This window comes from Roseateles sp. P5_E8 (assembly GCF_054177665.1).
Genome location: NZ_JBGCUM010000002.1, coordinates 59119 through 75218 on the forward strand (window position 1 = coordinate 59119; position 16100 = coordinate 75218).

18 protein-coding genes are annotated in these 16100 nt (G+C 66.5%); 3 read left to right on the plus strand and 15 right to left on the minus strand.

The genetic code is table 11. The features are described 5' to 3' along the window. Positions 1 to 21: 21 nt before the first annotated feature. Together ACXRVZ_RS01555 and hemE are read right to left on the minus strand one after the other, a co-directional pair. Positions 22 to 2085 carry a primosomal protein N' gene (locus ACXRVZ_RS01555; RefSeq protein ID WP_457418881.1) on the minus strand — a complete coding sequence of 688 codons (2064 nt, stop codon included), beginning with the start codon at positions 2083 to 2085 and terminating at the stop codon, positions 22 to 24. A gap of 317 nt (positions 2086 to 2402) precedes the next feature. Continuing rightward, positions 2403 to 3482 (minus strand): uroporphyrinogen decarboxylase, encoded by a 1080-nt coding sequence (hemE, locus tag ACXRVZ_RS01560; RefSeq protein WP_457418883.1) that lies wholly within the window; start codon positions 3480 to 3482, stop codon positions 2403 to 2405. Positions 3483 to 3592: 110 nt separating this feature from the next. On the opposite strand from hemE, the gene ACXRVZ_RS01565 reads away from it, so the two are divergent. Genes ACXRVZ_RS01565 through ACXRVZ_RS01575 form a run of 3 tightly spaced genes read left to right on the plus strand, consistent with a single transcriptional unit; the run spans position 3593 to position 5644 of the window. Beyond that, entirely contained in the window at positions 3593 to 4216 is a 624-nt protein-coding gene (locus tag ACXRVZ_RS01565) for a LemA family protein (RefSeq protein ID WP_457418885.1), read from the plus strand. A 7-nt stretch (positions 4217 to 4223) separates the two neighbouring features. Next, entirely contained in the window at positions 4224 to 5126 is a 903-nt protein-coding gene (locus ACXRVZ_RS01570; RefSeq protein ID WP_457418887.1) for a TPM domain-containing protein, read from the plus strand. Beyond that, positions 5126 to 5644, plus strand: coding sequence for a TPM domain-containing protein (locus ACXRVZ_RS01575; RefSeq protein ID WP_457418889.1), 519 nt, complete (start codon positions 5126 to 5128; stop codon positions 5642 to 5644). Before ACXRVZ_RS01570 ends, ACXRVZ_RS01575 begins: the two co-directional genes overlap by 1 nt. A 243-nt stretch (positions 5645 to 5887) precedes the next feature. Here the strand turns inward: ACXRVZ_RS01575 and ACXRVZ_RS01580 are convergent, their stop codons facing one another. From ACXRVZ_RS01580 to ACXRVZ_RS01640, 13 genes are all read right to left on the minus strand, one after another. Continuing rightward, positions 5888 to 6712, minus strand: coding sequence for a D-hexose-6-phosphate mutarotase (locus ACXRVZ_RS01580; protein WP_457418891.1), 825 nt, complete (start codon positions 6710 to 6712; stop codon positions 5888 to 5890). 2 nt (positions 6713 to 6714) lie between these two features. Next, complete coding sequence (locus ACXRVZ_RS01585; protein ID WP_457419224.1) at positions 6715 to 7386, minus strand: DUF799 domain-containing protein; 672 nt, start codon at positions 7384 to 7386, stop codon at positions 6715 to 6717. Positions 7387 to 7409: 23 nt separating this feature from the next. Continuing rightward, complete coding sequence (locus ACXRVZ_RS01590; RefSeq protein WP_457418893.1) at positions 7410 to 7841, minus strand: DUF4810 domain-containing protein; 432 nt, start codon at positions 7839 to 7841, stop codon at positions 7410 to 7412. A gap of 11 nt (positions 7842 to 7852) precedes the next feature. Next, positions 7853 to 8539 (minus strand): CsgG/HfaB family protein, encoded by a 687-nt coding sequence (locus ACXRVZ_RS01595; RefSeq protein WP_457418895.1) that lies wholly within the window; start codon positions 8537 to 8539, stop codon positions 7853 to 7855. A 152-nt stretch (positions 8540 to 8691) separates the two neighbouring features. Next, a complete protein-coding gene (locus tag ACXRVZ_RS01600; protein ID WP_457418897.1) occupies positions 8692 to 9105 on the minus strand; it encodes a F0F1 ATP synthase subunit epsilon in 414 nt (137 codons plus the stop codon). Positions 9106 to 9178: 73 nt separating this feature from the next. Continuing rightward, complete coding sequence (gene atpD / locus ACXRVZ_RS01605) at positions 9179 to 10594, minus strand: F0F1 ATP synthase subunit beta (RefSeq protein ID WP_458232155.1); 1416 nt, start codon at positions 10592 to 10594, stop codon at positions 9179 to 9181. Between the two features lie 42 nt (positions 10595 to 10636). Then, entirely contained in the window at positions 10637 to 11509 is an 873-nt protein-coding gene (gene atpG / locus ACXRVZ_RS01610; protein WP_457418901.1) for a F0F1 ATP synthase subunit gamma, read from the minus strand. Between the two features lie 57 nt (positions 11510 to 11566). After that, positions 11567 to 13120, minus strand: coding sequence for a F0F1 ATP synthase subunit alpha (atpA, locus tag ACXRVZ_RS01615; RefSeq protein ID WP_458232156.1), 1554 nt, complete (start codon positions 13118 to 13120; stop codon positions 11567 to 11569). A 97-nt stretch (positions 13121 to 13217) separates the two neighbouring features. Beyond that, positions 13218 to 13751 (minus strand): F0F1 ATP synthase subunit delta, encoded by a 534-nt coding sequence (locus tag ACXRVZ_RS01620; protein ID WP_457418905.1) that lies wholly within the window; start codon positions 13749 to 13751, stop codon positions 13218 to 13220. Continuing rightward, positions 13752 to 14222 carry a F0F1 ATP synthase subunit B gene (locus ACXRVZ_RS01625; protein WP_457418907.1) on the minus strand — a complete coding sequence of 157 codons (471 nt, stop codon included), beginning with the start codon at positions 14220 to 14222 and terminating at the stop codon, positions 13752 to 13754. It abuts the gene before it with no gap. A 74-nt stretch (positions 14223 to 14296) separates the two neighbouring features. Then, positions 14297 to 14572 (minus strand): F0F1 ATP synthase subunit C, encoded by a 276-nt coding sequence (gene atpE, locus ACXRVZ_RS01630; RefSeq protein WP_056205553.1) that lies wholly within the window; start codon positions 14570 to 14572, stop codon positions 14297 to 14299. Positions 14573 to 14640: 68 nt separating this feature from the next. Further along, a complete protein-coding gene (atpB, locus tag ACXRVZ_RS01635) occupies positions 14641 to 15495 on the minus strand; it encodes a F0F1 ATP synthase subunit A (RefSeq protein ID WP_457418909.1) in 855 nt (284 codons plus the stop codon). Positions 15496 to 15511: 16 nt separating this feature from the next. Continuing rightward, the gene (locus ACXRVZ_RS01640; RefSeq protein WP_457418911.1) at positions 15512 to 16006 is read right to left on the minus strand and encodes an ATP synthase subunit I; all 495 of its coding nucleotides are present in this window, start codon (positions 16004 to 16006) and stop codon (positions 15512 to 15514) included. Between the last annotated feature and the right edge of the window lie 94 nt (positions 16007 to 16100).

The following is a 16100-nucleotide window of genomic DNA, read 5'->3' on the forward strand; positions in this document are numbered from 1 at the left end:
GGCCGTTCGGCGTTTCTGGGCTCAGATCGCCAGCGGGTCCACGTCCACCGCCCAGCGCAACACGGCCTTGTGCTCCCGCTTCAGCGCGATCAGCGCCGGCACCCAGGCACGCAAGGCGGCCTGCAGGCGCGCGCGCTGGCCGGCCTCCACCAGCATCTGCATGCGCTCCACGTCGGCCACGCGCGCCACCGCGTGCGGCACCGGCGGGTAGACGAGCACGCCCTCGTCCTGAATCAGCTCGGCGGCCGCCGCGAGAAAGGCCTTGGCGGCGTCCACCGTGCGAGCCTCAGCCCGCAGCAAGGCCAAGCGGGAGAACGGCGGCAGGCTGGCCGAGCGGCGCTCGTCGAGCTGGGTCTTGGCGAAGCGCACATAGTCGTGCCGCGCCAGCGCCTGGTAGAGGGCGTGGTCGCGATGCCAGGTCTGCACCCACATCTCGGCCGGTGTTTCGCTGGAAGCGTCACGCCCCGCCCGGCCGCCCGCCTGCATCAGCAGCGCAAACAGGCGCTCGGGCGCGCGGAAGTCGCTGCTGAACAGGGCACCATCCGGATTCACCGCCGCGACGAAGCGGATGCGGCGGAAGTCGTGGCCCTTGGTGATCATCTGCGTGCCGACGAGGATGTCCACGTCGCCGTCGTGCACGGCCTTCAACTGCGCCTCCAACTCGCCCTTGCGGCGCGTGGAGTCGGCGTCGATGCGCAGCACGCGGGCACCGGGCAGGGCCTCGGCCAGTTGCTCCTCCAGCCGCTCGGTGCCGCGGCCCAGGGGCGCGATGTCATGGTTGCCGCAGTTGGGGCAGGCGCTGGGCACGCGCTCGGTGAAGCCGCAGTGGTGGCAACGCAGCGTGCGGTCGCGCTTGTGGAAGACGCGCCAGGCGCTGCAATGTGGGCAGTCGCTCTTCCACTGGCATTCGCCGCAATGCAGCACCGGCGCGTAGCCGCGGCGGTTCAGGAAGACCAGGCTCTGCTCGCCGCGGTCCAGGCGTTCTTTCAGCGCAGCCAGCAAGGGCGCGGTCAGCGCGGTCGTCACGCCGGCCGTGGGCGGCAGGGCTTTCATGTCGAACAGCCTGACCCGGGGCAGTGCGCCGCCGCCGATGCGGGCGGCCAGTGTCAGGCGCTCGTAGCGGCCACTTTCCGCGTGCTGCCAGCTCTCCAGCGACGGCGTGGCCGAACCGAGCACCACCGGCACCTTGAGGTCGTACGCGCGCCAGACGGCCAGGTCGCGGGCCGAGTAGCGGGCGCCGTCCTGCTGCTTGTAGGAGGGGTCGTGCTCCTCGTCCACGACGATCAGCCCCAGCTCGGGCATTGACGCGAACACGGCCAGCCGCGTGCCCAGCACGAGGCGCGCGCGGCCGAGATGGGCGGCCAGCCAGTTCTGCAGGCGCTGGGCCGGCGTCAGCGCGCTGTGCAGCGAGACGATGGCCATGGGCTCGGGCAGCAGCGCCGCAAAGCGTTCGGTGAAGCGGGCTTCGAGCTGGGGCGTCAGGTTGATCTCGGGCACCAGCACCAGCACCTGGCGGCCGGCGGCCAGCGCGGCCTCGGCGGCGCGCAGGTAAACCTCGGTCTTGCCGCTGCCCGTCACGCCGAACAGCAGCGCGGGCTTGGGCGCGGCGCTGGCCAGCTGCGCCTCGATGCGGGCGACAGCCTCGGCTTGTTCCGGCGCCAGCGGCGGCTTCACCGGCTCTGCGGCGGCGGCCTTGGCCGGCTTCTTGTCCAGCTTGCGCAGGCGGGCGGCGAGCTGCTCGGGTGACAGCTCGCGCAACTGCGGCGGCAGCACGGCGCTGGCCAGCTCGCCCACGCTGCGCTGGTAGTAGCCGGCGGCAAAGTCCAGCAGCCGGCACCAGTCCGCGCCCAGCGGCGGCAGCGCGCTGAACACGGCCGCCACCGGCCGCAGCGCCATCTCGGGCTCGCCCATGGCCTCACCCGGCCAGACGACACCCAACAGCTCGCGCTTGCCCAGCGGCACGCGCACCAGCGTGCCCGAGGCGAGCGCCTGCTCACTCGCATAGTCAAGCGGGCCGTTCAGTCCGCTGTGCTGGGGCGCGTCAACAGCGACGCGCACCACCGCCGCCTGCGTCGTCTCAGGCAAGCACAGCTCCGTGCGTTTTATGAAGCGCCGGCTCAAGAAGCGGGGCCAAGTCCATGATTAGTAAGACTTCTTGGGTTGCCCACAATTTCTGTGGATAAGTTTGTGAGCAAATCCCATGAGGCGGGTGATGGTGCCCGGCTGCCGGGCGGGCTGCCCCGAACTGGCTCGCCGCATGGTTTTGGGGCTTCCCTTGAAAATCAATCACTTAGGGGCGATCCGGGAAAACGCCAATTTGCGTCGCACCAATCTTCAACGCGCCGGCTCGTATCCCAATTTTTGGGGATAAGTCACCGGGCAAGTGCAAATTTCTCGCTTTATCAGCCTGCGGCGCGCAGCTTGCGCGAGTGGCTGTGCACTTCGTCCACCAGTGCCGTGACGCTCTCCGGCGGCGTGAACTGGCTGATGCCGTGGCCCAGGTTGAAGATGTGGCCGCTGCCCGCCGCCGGCTTGCCGAAGCTGTCCAGCACGGCGCGCACCTGGGCGCGCACGGCCTCGGGCGGCGCGAACAGCACATTGGGGTCGAGGTTGCCTTGCAAGGCCACGCGGTCGCCAACTCGGGCGCGGGCGGCGCCCAGGTTCATCGTCCAGTCCAGGCCGACGACATCGGCGCCGGAATCGGCGATCTCGTCCAGCCACAGGCCGCCGCCCTTGGTGAACAGCAGGCGCGGGATGCGCTGCCCCTCATGCTCGGTCTTCACCGCCGCAAGCACCTGGCGCGAATAGGCCAGGCTGAACTGCTGGAAGGCGCCGTCTGCAAGCACGCCGCCCCAGGAGTCGAACAGCATGACGGCCTGGGCGCCGGCCTCGATCTGCGCGTTCAGGTAGGCCGCCACGGCGCGGGCGTTCACGTCCAGGATGCGGTGCATCAGGTCCGGGCGCGAGTACATCAGGCTCTTGACGAGCCGGTAGTCATCCGAGCCGCCGCCCTCCACCATGTAGCAGGCCAGCGTCCAGGGGCTGCCCGAGAAGCCGATCAGCGGCACGCGGCCATTGAGCGCCTTGCGAATCGACGTGACCGCGTCGAAGACGTAGCGCAGCTTGTCCATGTCGGGCACGGCCAGCGCCTCGACGGCGGCTTCATCCCGCACGACCTTGGCGAACTTCGGGCCCTCGCCCTGCTGGAAGCTCAGGCCCAGGCCCATCGCATCGGGCACGGTCAGGATGTCGCTGAACAAGATGGCGGCGTCCAGCGGGTAGCGCGCCAGCGGCTGCAGCGTCACCTCGGTCGCGTAGTCGCGGTTGGTGGCCAGGCCCATGAAGCTGCCGGCCTTTTCGCGCGAGGCGCGGTACTCGGGCAGGTAGCGGCCGGCCTGGCGCATCAGCCAGACGGGCGTGTGCTCGGTGGGTTGGCGCAGGCAGGCGCGCAGGAAGCTGTCGTTTTGGAGGGGGGCGAACATGGTTGAAATTATCCCCGCTGACATGCATGGCCCCGTTGTTGCCGCCGGGAACGCTGTTTGCCGATAGCTGGTTCACCTTCTTCGCAGCGAGATGCACGATGAATGCGCCCATGATCCGAATCCTTGCCGCCTTGGTCGTCGCCGCCAGCCTGTCGGGCTGCGGCTACAACCAGTTCCAGACGCTGGACGAGCAGGTCAACGCCAGTTGGGCCGAGGTGCTGAGCCAGTACCAGCGCCGCGCTGACCTGATTCCCAACATCGTCAACACCGTCAAGGGCGAGGCCAACTTCGAGCAGGAGACGCTGACCCGCGTCGTCGAGGCGCGCGCCCGTGCCACCGCCGTGCAGGTCACGCCGGAACTCGTCAACGATGCCGAAGCCCTGAAAAAATTCCAGGCGGCGCAGGGCGAACTGAGCAGCGCGCTGTCGCGCCTGCTGGTGGTCACCGAGAACTACCCGAACCTGAAGGCCAACCAGGGCTTCCAGGATCTGCGCGTGCAGCTCGAAGGCACCGAGAACCGCATCACCGTGGCGCGCAACCGCTACATCCAGTCGGTGGCTTCGTACAACGTGCATGCGCGCAGCTTCCCGAACAACCTCACCGGCATGGTGTTCGGCTACAAGGCCAAGCCCAACTTCACGGTGCAGAACGAGGCGACCATCACGACGGCGCCGACGGTGGACTTCGGCACGGCCAAGCCCCCAGTCCCCGCTACGCCCGCCGCGTCGAAGTAAGCGCGCCATGCGTTGGCTCACCGCCTTGCTGCTGCTGATGGCAGCGGCGTGCGTCCAGGCCCAGGACGTGCAGCCGGTGCCGGCCTTGAGCGCCCGCGTGATCGACCAGACCAGCACGCTCGACGCCGCGCAGCGCCAGGCGCTGGAGGACCGGTTGGCCGCCTACGAGCAGGCGTCCGGCCCGCAGATCGCCGTGTTGATGATCGCCACGACCGCGCCGGAGGACATCGCCGCGTACGCGCAGCGCGTGGCCGACCAGTGGAAGATCGGCCGCCGCGCCGTGGGCGACGGGTTGCTGATCGTCGTCGCCAAGAGCGACCGCAAGATGCGCATCGAGGTGGCCAAGGCGCTGGAAGGGGCGGTGCCCGACCTCGCCGCGCGGCAGATCATCGACACGGCCATGAAGCCCGCCTTCCAGGCCGGGGACTACGCCGGCGGCCTGCAGGCCGCCATCGAGAAGCTGCAGGCGCGCATTGCGGGTGAAGGCTTGCCGGTGCCTGCATCAGGCCCTTCGCGGCATGCCGCGGACGAAGGCTTTGGCTTCCAGGACCTCGGCCTGCTGTTCTTCATCGGCGTGCCGGTCGTCGGCATGCTGCTGACCGGCATGCTCGGCCGCAAGCTGGGCAGCGTGGCGACGGCCGGCGCCGCCGGTGCGGCCGGCTGGGCGTTTGGCGGCGGCCTCGTCATGGCGGGCGTCGCCGCGGTCGCGGCGCTGGTGCTGGTGGGCCTGTTCGGCATCGGCTCGGCCAGACGCTCATTGGGAGGCACGCGGCGTGGCGGCATGATGGTGCCGCCCATCATCTGGGGCGGTGGCGGCGGAGGTGGTGGTTTTGGCGGCGGGGGAGGCGGCGGCTTCTCCTCCGGCGGTGGCGGCAACTTCGGCGGCGGCGGCGCCTCGGGAAACTGGTGATGGCAGGCCCGTCACTCAAGCGCTTCATCCGTCATCGCCTGTGGGACGAGGACGACGCGCGCCGCGTRCTGCCCGCCGAGGCGCTGGCGCGGCTGCAGCAGCGCGTGGCCGACAGCGAGGCCCACCACAGCGGCGAGATCCGCGTCTGCGTGGAGGCCAGCCTGCCGCTGAGCTATCTGTGGCGCGACGCGCCGGCACGCGAGCGGGCGGTCACCATGTTCGCCAAGCTGCGCGTCTGGGACACCGAGCTCAACAACGGCGTGCTGATCTACCTGTTGCTGGCCGAGCACCGCATCGAGATCGTTGCCGACCGGGCAGTGGCACGGCGCGTTGACGCTGAGCGGTGGCAGGCGCTGGTTGATGCGATGGGCGCGGCGTTCCGCGCCGGCCACTTCGAGCAGGGCTTGGGCGAGGCCATCACCGCAGTGGACGCACTGCTGGTGGCGCACTTCCCGCGCGACGTGACCAACACCGCGCCGCGCCTGAACGAGCTACCCGACGCGCCGCTGCTGGGCTGAGGCGCGTTACCCTAATTGCGGCAGTTGGGCGCGCCCGATGGGCGGGCGAGGCGGGTCGCTGGCAAGGCGCGACGACGCAGTGGGCCTGTGCCCACAAGGAGAAGCAACGCAGCGAGCGGCACGAAGCGCCAGACCAGCGGGCGTGCAGCGCTGTTCACCGACGTGGTGAAGCGCGCAACGTGGGCAAGGTGTTGATGGGCCGAGACTCGATGAGTAGCGAGCGGTCAACTGCCGAATCTAGGGTTACTCCAACCGCAGGCTCTGCCGCCCCACCCAGCTCTCACCGGCCGGCAGCTCGACCGGGCGGCCGACGCAGGCCGCCTCCACGCACAGCATCTCCGACCAGCCCTCGGGCGGCATGTCGGCCAGCTTGGCGCAGCGCTCGGGGCCGGGGTTCCAGATGACCGCATCCTCGAAGCCCTGCTGGCGGATGACCACTTGCCGGCGGCCCTCAGTCACCAGCAGCGGCCGCTCCTTCACGCCGAAGTAGATGCGGTCCAGGTCCAGCACGCCGTTCTCGCCGGTCAGCAGCAGGTCCATGCGCTGCAAGGCCTCGGCCTTCTTGATGCTGTCGAAGTAGCGCAGCCCGGCCAGGCCCTCGACGCTGACCGCGTCCAGGTCCGCCACGCGCAGATAGGTGTGCAGGGCAGCAGTGAACTGCAGCGGCGCGTCGCCAAGGTTCTCGCAGGCCAGTTCCACGTCCAGGCTGCGCCCGCCCACCCGCACGCTCAGTTCCAGCTCGAAGGCATGCGGCCAGAGTGCGCGCGTGGCGTCGCTGTCGCGCAGACGCAAGACGGCGAGTACGTCGTCCTTGCCCACCTCCTGCTGCACCAGTTCCCACGGCAGCGTGCGCGCAAAGCCATGCTTGGGCAGCGGCCCGCGCTCGGCAAACTGCGGGAAGCACACCGGCACGCCGCCACGGATGGCCTTGCCGGGCGCGAACTCGCTGCGCGCGGACAGATAGAGCTGCTCGGGGGCGCCGGCGGGCTTCCAGGACAGCAGGTGGCCGCCATCGAGACTCAAGGTCGCGAGCGCGCCGTCCGGCGCCGTGAGTTCGATGCGGTCCATCGTCAGGGTTTGTTGTAGCTGGGGGAGCGAGGACCGAACAGTAGCCCATTCGGACGACCGGCGGCGAGCAGGCGCTGGCTGGCAAGGCCTGCCATCGGGTGGCTGCGGTCGGTGGAGGCCGAGATGATCTGGTCGACAACGGCCTTCACCAGGAGGCCGATGAGGCCGCCCTGGCTGTTGTTGGCCTGCTCGGCGCTCGATGCGGTGGCACTGCCTTCCCACAACAGCTTGCCGTTGCGCAGATCCACCAGCTTGGCCTCCAGCGTCACGGCCGTCTCGCTGTTGATGACCTTGTAGACCGAGCCATAACGCGTCACCTTCACGTACAGCCCCGCATCAGCCCCGAAGATCTCGCGCAGCTTGGCTGCGGGGATCTGCTGGGCGTCGTCCGGCGTGTGCATGCCGTTGCTCTTCAGCGTCTCGTCCACCAAGGACACCGGCAGCACGTAGTAGCCGGACTCGGCCAGCGGCTGCGTCATCTGCACCATCACGCTGGGCGTGGCCTGCACCTCGGGCGTGGCATTGATCGGCGGCAGCACGAGGATGGACGTGGGCTTGGCCTCCTTGTAGGCCGTGTAGTCATACGGGGCCGGCGGCGTGGCGCAGCCTTGCAGCACGAGCAGCGCAACGGCGCCAGCAAGCAACGAAGTACAGCGCAGTGCGCGCTGGAACATGGCTTTCATTGGTTTTGTCTCCCTCAGGTCTTGGACTGGCTGGCGGCTTGCGCAGGCGCGATGGGTGCTGCGGCGGCGTTGGTGGCGCCGGTCGCACTCTTGCCGGCGTCCTTCTTGGTGTTCTTCAGCAGGAAGTCGACGTAGGCGGCCGATTCCGGGAACTGGACGCGCTCGGCCTCAAGGTGGCGCTGCGCGGCGACGTCGTCACCGGTCTTGCCATAGAGCAGCGCCAGGTGGGCGCGCATGCCGGGCGGGTTGGCCTCGTTGGCGACCTTGTTCTTCTCGATCTGGGCCTCCAGCGCGGCGATCTGCGCGCCGGGCTCGCTGCCGTTGGACTTCATGTACTGGTAGACAGAGTTCTGGTAGCCCGCCCACTGATACAGCGGCTTGGGGCCAGGCTGGGCGCAGCCGACGAGGACCAGGGCGGCGGCGAGTGCGAGAGGCTTCATCATCATGGCGGCCCTCATCAGCGCACCGGCTTCCAGGCGCCGCTGTCGACGCCGGTGGTCAGCGCATTGACGGCCTCGCGGATGGCGAGATCCAGCACTTTGCCGTTCAACGTGGCGTCATAGCTGGCGGTGCTGCCGAAGCCCAGCACTTCCCGCTCGGACAGGCTGTACTCGCCCGCACCTTGAACTGAATAGACGACTTCGGAGGTTGCCGAATTGACGATGTTCAGCGTCACCTTGGCATAGGCCACCTGGGTCTTGCCGCGGCCCAACACGCCAAACAACTGCTTGTCGCCGACGTCCTTGCGGCCGAACTCGCTGACCGCGCCGGTGACCAGGTAGTCGGCGCCCTTGATGGTCTGCGCGCTGCCCTTGAACTGGGCTTCCTGCTTGGACTCTTCGAGGTTGTCGCGGTCCAGCACGCTGAAGCGGTTGGTCTGTTGCAGGTGCGAGACCAGGATGGTGCGGCTCTGCGTGCCCAGACGGTCAATGCCGTCCGAGAAGATGCCGCGCTGGTAGCTGCTGCGGTTGTCGAACTTGCCGACGGCGATGGGTGCGCGAACGCCCTGGTAGGCCGGTGCGGTGGCAGCGGCGACCTTGGGCACTTCGACAGAACGCGATGTCTCAGTGGTGGCGCAACCGCCGAGCGTGGCGGCAAGCGCAGCAATGGCCAAGCCGCAGTTCGTGATTCTTAGACTCTTCATGAGGTTTCCTCCCTAGATTGAAGCGGCGCCAGTTTATCGATGCAAATGTGGCGCTCGGCGGTTCAAATTCCCATCGACGGCCAGAGGAAAGGCGCAATGACAAAGGGCGATGGGATCACTCCCATCGCCCTTCGGATCGCGGAAAGCCGCGATTACTTCTTGCGGAACTTGCGCAGCGCCGCGACCTGAGCCGCCAGCGTGAGCAGCTCGTTCTGGATCGCCGCCTGGTCGAGTTCGCTCTTGGCGTTCTTGAGCGCTTCCTCGGCCTGCTTCCTGGCCTCGACAGCCTTGGCTTCGTCGAGGTCCTTGCCGCGGATGGCGGTGTCGGCCAGCACGGTCACGCGGTTGGGCTGCACTTCGAGGATGCCGCCGGCGACGAAGACAAATTCTTCGCTGCCGTCAGGACGCTCGATGCGCACGGCGCCCGGCTTGATGCGGGTGATCAGCGGCGTGTGCTTCGGCAGGATGCCGAGCTCGCCGCTCTCGCCCGGCAGGGCGACGAACTTGGCCTCGCCCGAGAAGATCAGCTCTTCGGCGGAGACCACGTCGACGTGGAGGGTTGCCATGTTCAATCTTCCTTAGCTAACCATTGAAGAAGTCCTGAGAGAGAGACGGGACGCCGAAACGTCCCGGTCAACCTCACTGGATCTTCTTGGCCTTTTCGAAGGCTTCGTCGATGGTGCCAACCATGTAGAACGCTTGCTCCGGCAGGTGGTCACACTCGCCAGCCACGATCATCTTGAAGCCGCGGATGGTTTCCTTCAGCGGCACGTACTTGCCGGGCGAGCCGGTGAAGACTTCGGCGACGTGGAAGGGCTGCGACAGGAAGCGCTGGATCTTGCGGGCGCGAGCGACCGACAGCTTGTCTTCCGGCGACAGTTCGTCCATGCCCAGGATGGCGATGATGTCGCGCAGTTCCTTGTAGCGCTGCAGCACCTGCTGCACGGCACGGGTCGTCGAGTAGTGCTCTTCGCCGACGACATTGGGGTCGATCTGGCGGCTGGTCGAGTCCAGCGGATCCACGGCGGGGTAGATGCCCAGCGAGGCGATGTCACGCGACAGCACGACGGTGGCGTCCAAGTGGGCGAAGGTCGTGGCAGGCGACGGGTCGGTCAAGTCATCCGCAGGGACGTAGACGGCCTGGATGGAGGTGATCGAGCCGACCTTGGTCGACGTGATGCGCTCTTGCAGGCGGCCCATTTCCTCGGCCAGCGTCGGCTGGTAGCCCACGGCGGAAGGCATGCGGCCCAGCAGTGCAGACACTTCGGTACCGGCCAGCGTGTAGCGGTAGATGTTGTCCACGAAGAACAGCACGTCCTTGCCTTCGTCGCGGAAGGACTCGGCGATGGTCAGGCCGGTCAGCGCCACGCGCAGACGGTTGCCCGGGGGCTCGTTCATCTGGCCGTAGACCATGGCGACCTTGGAGTCTTCCAGCTTGTCCTGGACCACGACGCCCGAGTCCGACATCTCGTGATAGAAGTCGTTGCCCTCGCGAGTGCGCTCACCCACGCCGGCGAACACGGACAAGCCGCTGTGCGCCTTGGCGATGTTGTTGATGAGCTCCATCATGTTGACGGTCTTGCCGACGCCGGCGCCACCGAACAGACCCACCTTGCCGCCCTTGGCGAACGGGCAGATCAGGTCGATCACCTTGATGCCGGTTTCCAGCAGGTCCTGCGACGGGCTCAGCTCGTCATAGGCCGGGGCGGCGCGGTGGATGGAGGCGGTCAGCTCGGCCGAGACCGGGCCGCGCTCGTCGATGGGGTTGCCCAGCACATCCATGATGCGGCCGAGGGTCGCCTTGCCGACCGGCACCTTGATGGTGTCGCCGGTGTTGAAGACTTCGGTGCCGCGGCGCAGGCCGTCGGACGAGCCCAGCGCGATGGTGCGGACGAYGCCGTCGCCCAGCTGYTGCTGGACTTCCAGCGTCAGGGCCGAGCCTTCCATCTTGAGCGCGTCATACACCTTGGGCATGCGGTCGCGCGGAAATTCCACGTCGACGACGGCGCCAATGCACTGAACGATCTTGCCGACTGCTGCTTGCGTGTTAGCCATTTTTGCGTTCCTTCAATTCAATTCTTTGCGTGCCGAAGCGACTCAACCGACCGCGGCTGCGCCGCTGACGATCTCGGACAACTCTTTGGTGATCGCGGCCTGGCGGGTCTTGTTGTAGACCAGCTTCAGCTCACCGATCAGCGTGCCGGCGTTGTCGGTCGCGGCCTTCATGGCCACCATGCGGGCGGACTGCTCGCTGGCCATGTTCTCGGCGACGGCCTGGAAGACCAGCGCTTCCGTGTAGCGCATCAACAGTTCGTTGATGACCGTGGGCGCGTCCGGCTCGTAGATGTAGTCCCACGAGTGGCCGGCCTTGTCCGTCTCCATGTCGCTGGCCTTGAGCGGCAGCAGCTGGTGCACCTTCACCTCTTGCTTCATCGTGTTGATGAATTGCGTGTAGCAGAGGTAGACGGCGGACAGCTTGCCTTCGGCGTACTGGTCGAGCAGCACCTTGACGGGGCCGATCAGGGCCTCGATGTGCGGCTGGTCGCCGAGCTGCGTCGCGTGAGCGACGACGCGGGCGCCGATGCGGTTCATGAAGCCCAGGCCCTTGCCGCCGATGGCGACGACTTCGGCCTTGTGACCCGCCGCTTCGACTTCCTTGAGCTTGGCCGTGGCCGCGCGCAGCAGGTTGGTGTTGAGACCACCGCAGAGGCCCTTGTCCGTCGTGACGACGACCATGCCGACCGTCTTCACGCCCTCGTTCTTCACGAGGAAGGGATGGCGGTACTCGGGGTTGGCCTTGGCAAGGCTGGCCGCGATGTTGCCGATCTTCTCGGCGTAGGGGCGAGCCGACCGCATCCGTTCCTGCGCCTTGCGCATCTTGGAGGCGGCGACCATTTCCATCGCCTTGGTGATCTTCTTGGTGTTCTCGACCGACTTGATCTTGCCGCGGATTTCTTTGCTTGAAGCCATTCGAACTCCTAGTCAGTGCAGGGCTAAGTTAAGGCTCAGCCCCACGTGTTCCGTGGCTTAAGCGAAGGACTTCTTGAAAGAAGTGATCGCGGCGTTCAGCTCGGCTTCAGCGTCCTTGTCCATCGCCTTGTCGGCTTCCAGCTTGGCAAGCAGCGCGGCGTGGCTGGTCTTCAGGAACTGGTGCAGGCCGTGTTCGAAGGCCAGGACCTTCTTCACTTCGATGCTGTCCATGAAGCCCTTGTTGGCGGCGTACAGGCTTGCTGCCATCAACGAGATGGACAGCGGCGAGTACTGGGCCTGCTTCAGCAGTTCCGTCACGCGGGCACCGCGGTCCAGCTGCTTGCGGGTGGCTTCGTCCAGGTCGGAAGCGAACTGCGCGAACGCGGCCAGCTCACGGTACTGCGCCAAGTCGGTACGGATACCGCCGGACAGCGACTTGATCAGCTTGGTCTGGGCAGCACCACCGACGCGCGACACCGAGATACCGGCGTTGATGGCGGGGCGGATACCGGCGTTGAACAGGCTGGTTTCCAGGAAGATCTGGCCGTCGGTGATCGAGATCACGTTGGTCGGCACGAAGGCGGACACGTCGCCGGCTTGCGTCTCGATGATCGGCAGGGCCGTCAGCGAACCGGTCTTGCCTTTGACTTCACCCTTGGTGAAGGCTTCGACGTAGTCGGCGTTCACGCGGGCGGCGCGCTCCAGCAGGCGGCTGTGGAGATAGAACACGTCGCCAGGGTAGGCTTCGCGGCCCGGCGGGCGGCGCAGCAGCAGCGAGACCTGGCGGTAGGCCACGGCCTGCTTGGACAGGTCGTCGTAAATGATCAGCGCGTCCTGGCCGCGGTCGCGGAAGTACTCGCCCATCGTGCAGCCCGAATAGGCCGACACATACTGCATCGCGGCGGACTCGGAGGCCGAGGCAGCCACAACGATGGTGTAYTCCATCGCGCCGGSCTGYTCCAGCGMGCGCACSACGTTCTTGATCGACGAMGCCTTCTGGCCGATGGCGACGTAGACGCAGGTCATGTTCTGACCCTTCTGGTTGATGATCGCGTCGATGGCGACGGCGGTCTTGCCCGTCTGACGGTCACCAATGATCAGTTCGCGCTGGCCGCGGCCGACGGGAACCATGGAGTCAATCGACTTCAGGCCGGTCTGCACGGGTTGGTCGACCGACTTGCGGGCGATCACGCCCGGGGCGACCTTCTCGATGACGTCGGTCATCTTGGCGTTGATCGGGCCCTTGCCGTCGATTGGCTCGCCCAGCGCATTGACGACGCGGCCAATCAGCTCGGGGCCGACCGGCACTTCCAGGATGCGGCCCGTGCACTTGACGGTGTCGCCTTCCGAGATGTGCTCGTAGGCACCCAGAATCACGGCGCCGACGGAGTCGCGCTCGAGGTTCAGGGCTAGGCCGAAGGTCTGGCTGCCGTCCTTGGCGACCGGGAATTCGAGCATTTCGCCCTGCATCACATCGGACAGGCCGTGGACGCGGACGATGCCGTCGGAAACGGACACGACGGTGCCCTGGTTGCGAATGTCCGAGCCAACACCAAGACCCTCGATGCGGCTCTTGATCAGTTCGGAAATTTCAGCGGGATTGAGTTGCATGCTGGGTCTCCAGTACCCGGAGCGGCCAGACCGTTGCCATGAGGCGGGTCAGTCGCAGGGTGAATCGATGGGATGTCTTGGGTGGCTCGGGCAGCCGTCAGGCAGTCAGGGCGACCTTCATGCGCTCAAGGCGGGCCTTGACGGAGGTGTCCAGCACCTCGTCGCCGACCACCACGCGCACGCCGCCAATCAGCGCCGGCTCGATCTGCACATGCGCGTCGAGTTTGCGGCCGAAGCGCTGTTCCAGCGTCGTCTTCAGCTCGGCCAGTTGGGCGTCGCTGATTTCGTAGGCGCTGTAGATGTGCGCGTCGGACACGCCGGAAGCGGCATTGGCCAGCACGTGGTACTGGGCAACGACTTCGGGCAGCGCGGCGAGGCGGCCGTTCTCGATCACGGCGCGCAGGAAGTTCTGCACGCCCGGGGTCAGGTCCTGCTTGGCGGCAGCGGCGATGACCGCGAGCACCTGCTCGGACTGAGCCTTGGGGTGATCGGCGAACTGGCGCAGATCGGCGTCCTGCGCCACCTGGGCCAGCGCGTCGAGCTGACGGCCCCAGGCAGCCAGGTCCTGCGACTTGGCAACCTGGAACAGCGCTTCCGCGTAGGGGCGGGCGATGGTGGCGATCTCGGCCATTTACAGCTCCGTCTTCAGGCGAGCCAGCAGCTCGGCGTGAACGCCGGCGTTGACTTCCTTGTGCAGGATCTGCTCGGCGCCCTTGACGGCCAGCGCGGCGACCTGCTCGCGCAGGACTTCGCGAGCGCGGGAAACCTGCTGCTCGGCATCGGCCTTGGCGGCGGCCAGGATCTTGGCGCCTTCTTCTTCGGCGCGGCCCTTGGCGGCGTCGACGATGGCCGCGGCACGCTTCTCGGCGTCCGAGATCAGCTTGCCGGACTCGGCCTTGGTCTGAGCCAGTTCCTTGGCGATCTGCGCCTCGGCACCAGCCAGCTCGGCCTTGGCCTTGTCGGCGGCGGACAGGCCTGCGGCGATCTTCGCGGCGCGCTCATCGAGCGCCTTGATGATCGGCGGCCACACATACTTCATCGTGAACCCGACCAGGATCAGGAACACGATCATCTGAACGATGAGCGATGCGTTAATAAACACCTTGGTGCCTCACAAAGTTTCGAGTGCGGAAACCGCCGGGGCAACCATGGCCACGGCGGGTCGACAGCTTCGAATTACTTGGCGCCAGCAGCCAGGGCGGTGGCGATCTGACCCAGGAAGGGGTTGGCAGTCGCGAACCACAGGGCGATACCCGTGCCAATGATGAAGGCCGCGTCGATCAGGCCGGCCAGCAGGAACATCTTGGTTTGCAGTTCGTTCATCAGCTCGGGCTGACGAGCGGCGGACTCAAGGTACTTGCTGCCCATGATGCCGATACCGATACAAGCACCGAAGGCGCCCAGACCAATGATCAGACCAGCGGCGAGAGCAACAAAGCTAATAACTTCCACGATGACTCCTTGAGAGATTTAGAGAGAGAAACGGTTGAGGAAAACTGCTTGGGGAAACTGGGCGACGCTCAGTGCGCGTCGTGGGCCTGGCCGATGTAGACCAGCGTCAGCATCATGAACACGAAGGCCTGCAACGTGATGATCAGGATGTGGAAGATCGCCCACACCGAGCCCGCAATGATGTGGCCGATGGCCAGGCCGACGCCGGTGGCCGACAGGCTCCAGGCGCCACCCATCAGGGCGATCAGCATGAAGATCAGTTCGCCGGCATACATGTTGCCGAACAGCCGCATGCCGTGGGACACGGTCTTGGCAACGAACTCGATGAGCTGCATGGCGAGGTTGATCGGGTACAGCGCGACCTTGTCGCCGAACGGCGCCGAGATCAGCTCATGAGCCCAGCCGCCAGCGCCCTTCATCTTGACGTTGTAGATGAGGCAAGTCACGAGCACGCCAAGCGACAGGCCCATGGTCATGGACAAGTCGGCAGTCGGCACGACACGCAGATAGGCGTGGTGGTCGCCGGTGATGTTCTGCCAGATCCAGGGGAACAGGTCCACGGGGAACAAGTCCATCGCATTCATCAGGAAGATCCAGACGAACACGGTCAGGGCCAGCGGCGCGACCAGCTTGCGGCTGTTGGCACTGTGGACGATGCCCTTGGCCTGGTCAGCGACGATCTCGACGAGGATCTCGACGGCCGCTTGAAAACGACCCGGGACGCCCGATGTAGCTGCCTTCGCGGCGCGCCACAGGAAGAAGCTGCCCACCAGACCCAGCAGCACGCTGAAGAAGATGGAGTCGAGGTTGACGACGGAGAAGTCGACGATGCCCTGCTGCTTGCCACTCTGCGCGTGGTTCAAGTGGTGAATGATGTATTCACCAGCGGTCGGGGCTGCTGTTTCGTGGCCTTCTGCTGCCATGTTTCGTTCTGCCTCGTCAGTTCCGTTTACGGCCACGCCACGCGAGCGCAAGCCAGTTCACTTTGATGCAGACCGCGAGGGTGACCAGCAGGGCTGGCCAACTCAGGCCCGGCACCACCTTTGGCGCCAGTACCAGCATCGCGATCGATGCACCGATTTTCAAAAATTCCCAACCCATGAATCTCGCAGCCGCACCGGCCGCTGAATTCACTCGCTTTGTCATGCCCCGCGCCAGCAGCATGTTTGGCAGCACCACCGCCGCAGCGCCGTAAAGCGCCGAGGCCATGGCCACGCCAGATGCCGTCCACAGCCAGATCACGGCCACGCACAGCAAACCCGCCACCAGCTGCATCCCCAGCACACGCCAGGGCGACAGCATCGGCAACGCCGACTTGACCGCCGCCGCCTGCTCCGGGGTCAGCGCCTTGACGGGCGGCTCCTCGTTGTTGTCGTCCCAGCCGCCGGCGACAAGCGCGGGGGGCCAGGTCTTTCGGGGGCCGTTCTCGGTCATGGCGCCAGATCCTGGGGTGGGCGGCTCAACGCCTTCAGACTGACAGACGCTAGTTGCACCAAGATGACGCATAAGCGCCATCAACAAAGCCAGC

What these genes read in the sequence shown, in the direction of transcription:
- hemE (WP_457418883.1), bottom strand. Translation starts at nt 3,482, where the DNA reads ATGTTCGCCCCCCTCCAAAACGACAGCTTCCTGCGCGCCTGCCTGCGC.
- ACXRVZ_RS01565 (WP_457418885.1), top strand. Translation starts at nt 3,593, where the DNA reads ATGATCCGAATCCTTGCCGCCTTGGTCGTCGCCGCCAGCCTGTCGGGC.
- ACXRVZ_RS01570 (WP_457418887.1), top strand. Translation starts at nt 4,224, where the DNA reads ATGCGTTGGCTCACCGCCTTGCTGCTGCTGATGGCAGCGGCGTGCGTC.
- ACXRVZ_RS01580 (WP_457418891.1), bottom strand. Translation starts at nt 6,712, where the DNA reads ATGGACCGCATCGAACTCACGGCGCCGGACGGCGCGCTCGCGACCTTG.
- ACXRVZ_RS01585 (WP_457419224.1), bottom strand. Translation starts at nt 7,386, where the DNA reads ATGTTCCAGCGCGCACTGCGCTGTACTTCGTTGCTTGCTGGCGCCGTT.
- ACXRVZ_RS01590 (WP_457418893.1), bottom strand. Translation starts at nt 7,841, where the DNA reads ATGATGATGAAGCCTCTCGCACTCGCCGCCGCCCTGGTCCTCGTCGGC.
- ACXRVZ_RS01595 (WP_457418895.1), bottom strand. Translation starts at nt 8,539, where the DNA reads ATGAAGAGTCTAAGAATCACGAACTGCGGCTTGGCCATTGCTGCGCTT.
- ACXRVZ_RS01600 (WP_457418897.1), bottom strand. Translation starts at nt 9,105, where the DNA reads ATGGCAACCCTCCACGTCGACGTGGTCTCCGCCGAAGAGCTGATCTTC.
- atpG (WP_457418901.1), bottom strand. Translation starts at nt 11,509, where the DNA reads ATGGCTTCAAGCAAAGAAATCCGCGGCAAGATCAAGTCGGTCGAGAAC.
- ACXRVZ_RS01620 (WP_457418905.1), bottom strand. Translation starts at nt 13,751, where the DNA reads ATGGCCGAGATCGCCACCATCGCCCGCCCCTACGCGGAAGCGCTGTTC.
- atpB (WP_457418909.1), bottom strand. Translation starts at nt 15,495, where the DNA reads ATGGCAGCAGAAGGCCACGAAACAGCAGCCCCGACCGCTGGTGAATAC.
- ACXRVZ_RS01640 (WP_457418911.1), bottom strand. Translation starts at nt 16,006, where the DNA reads ATGACCGAGAACGGCCCCCGAAAGACCTGGCCCCCCGCGCTTGTCGCC.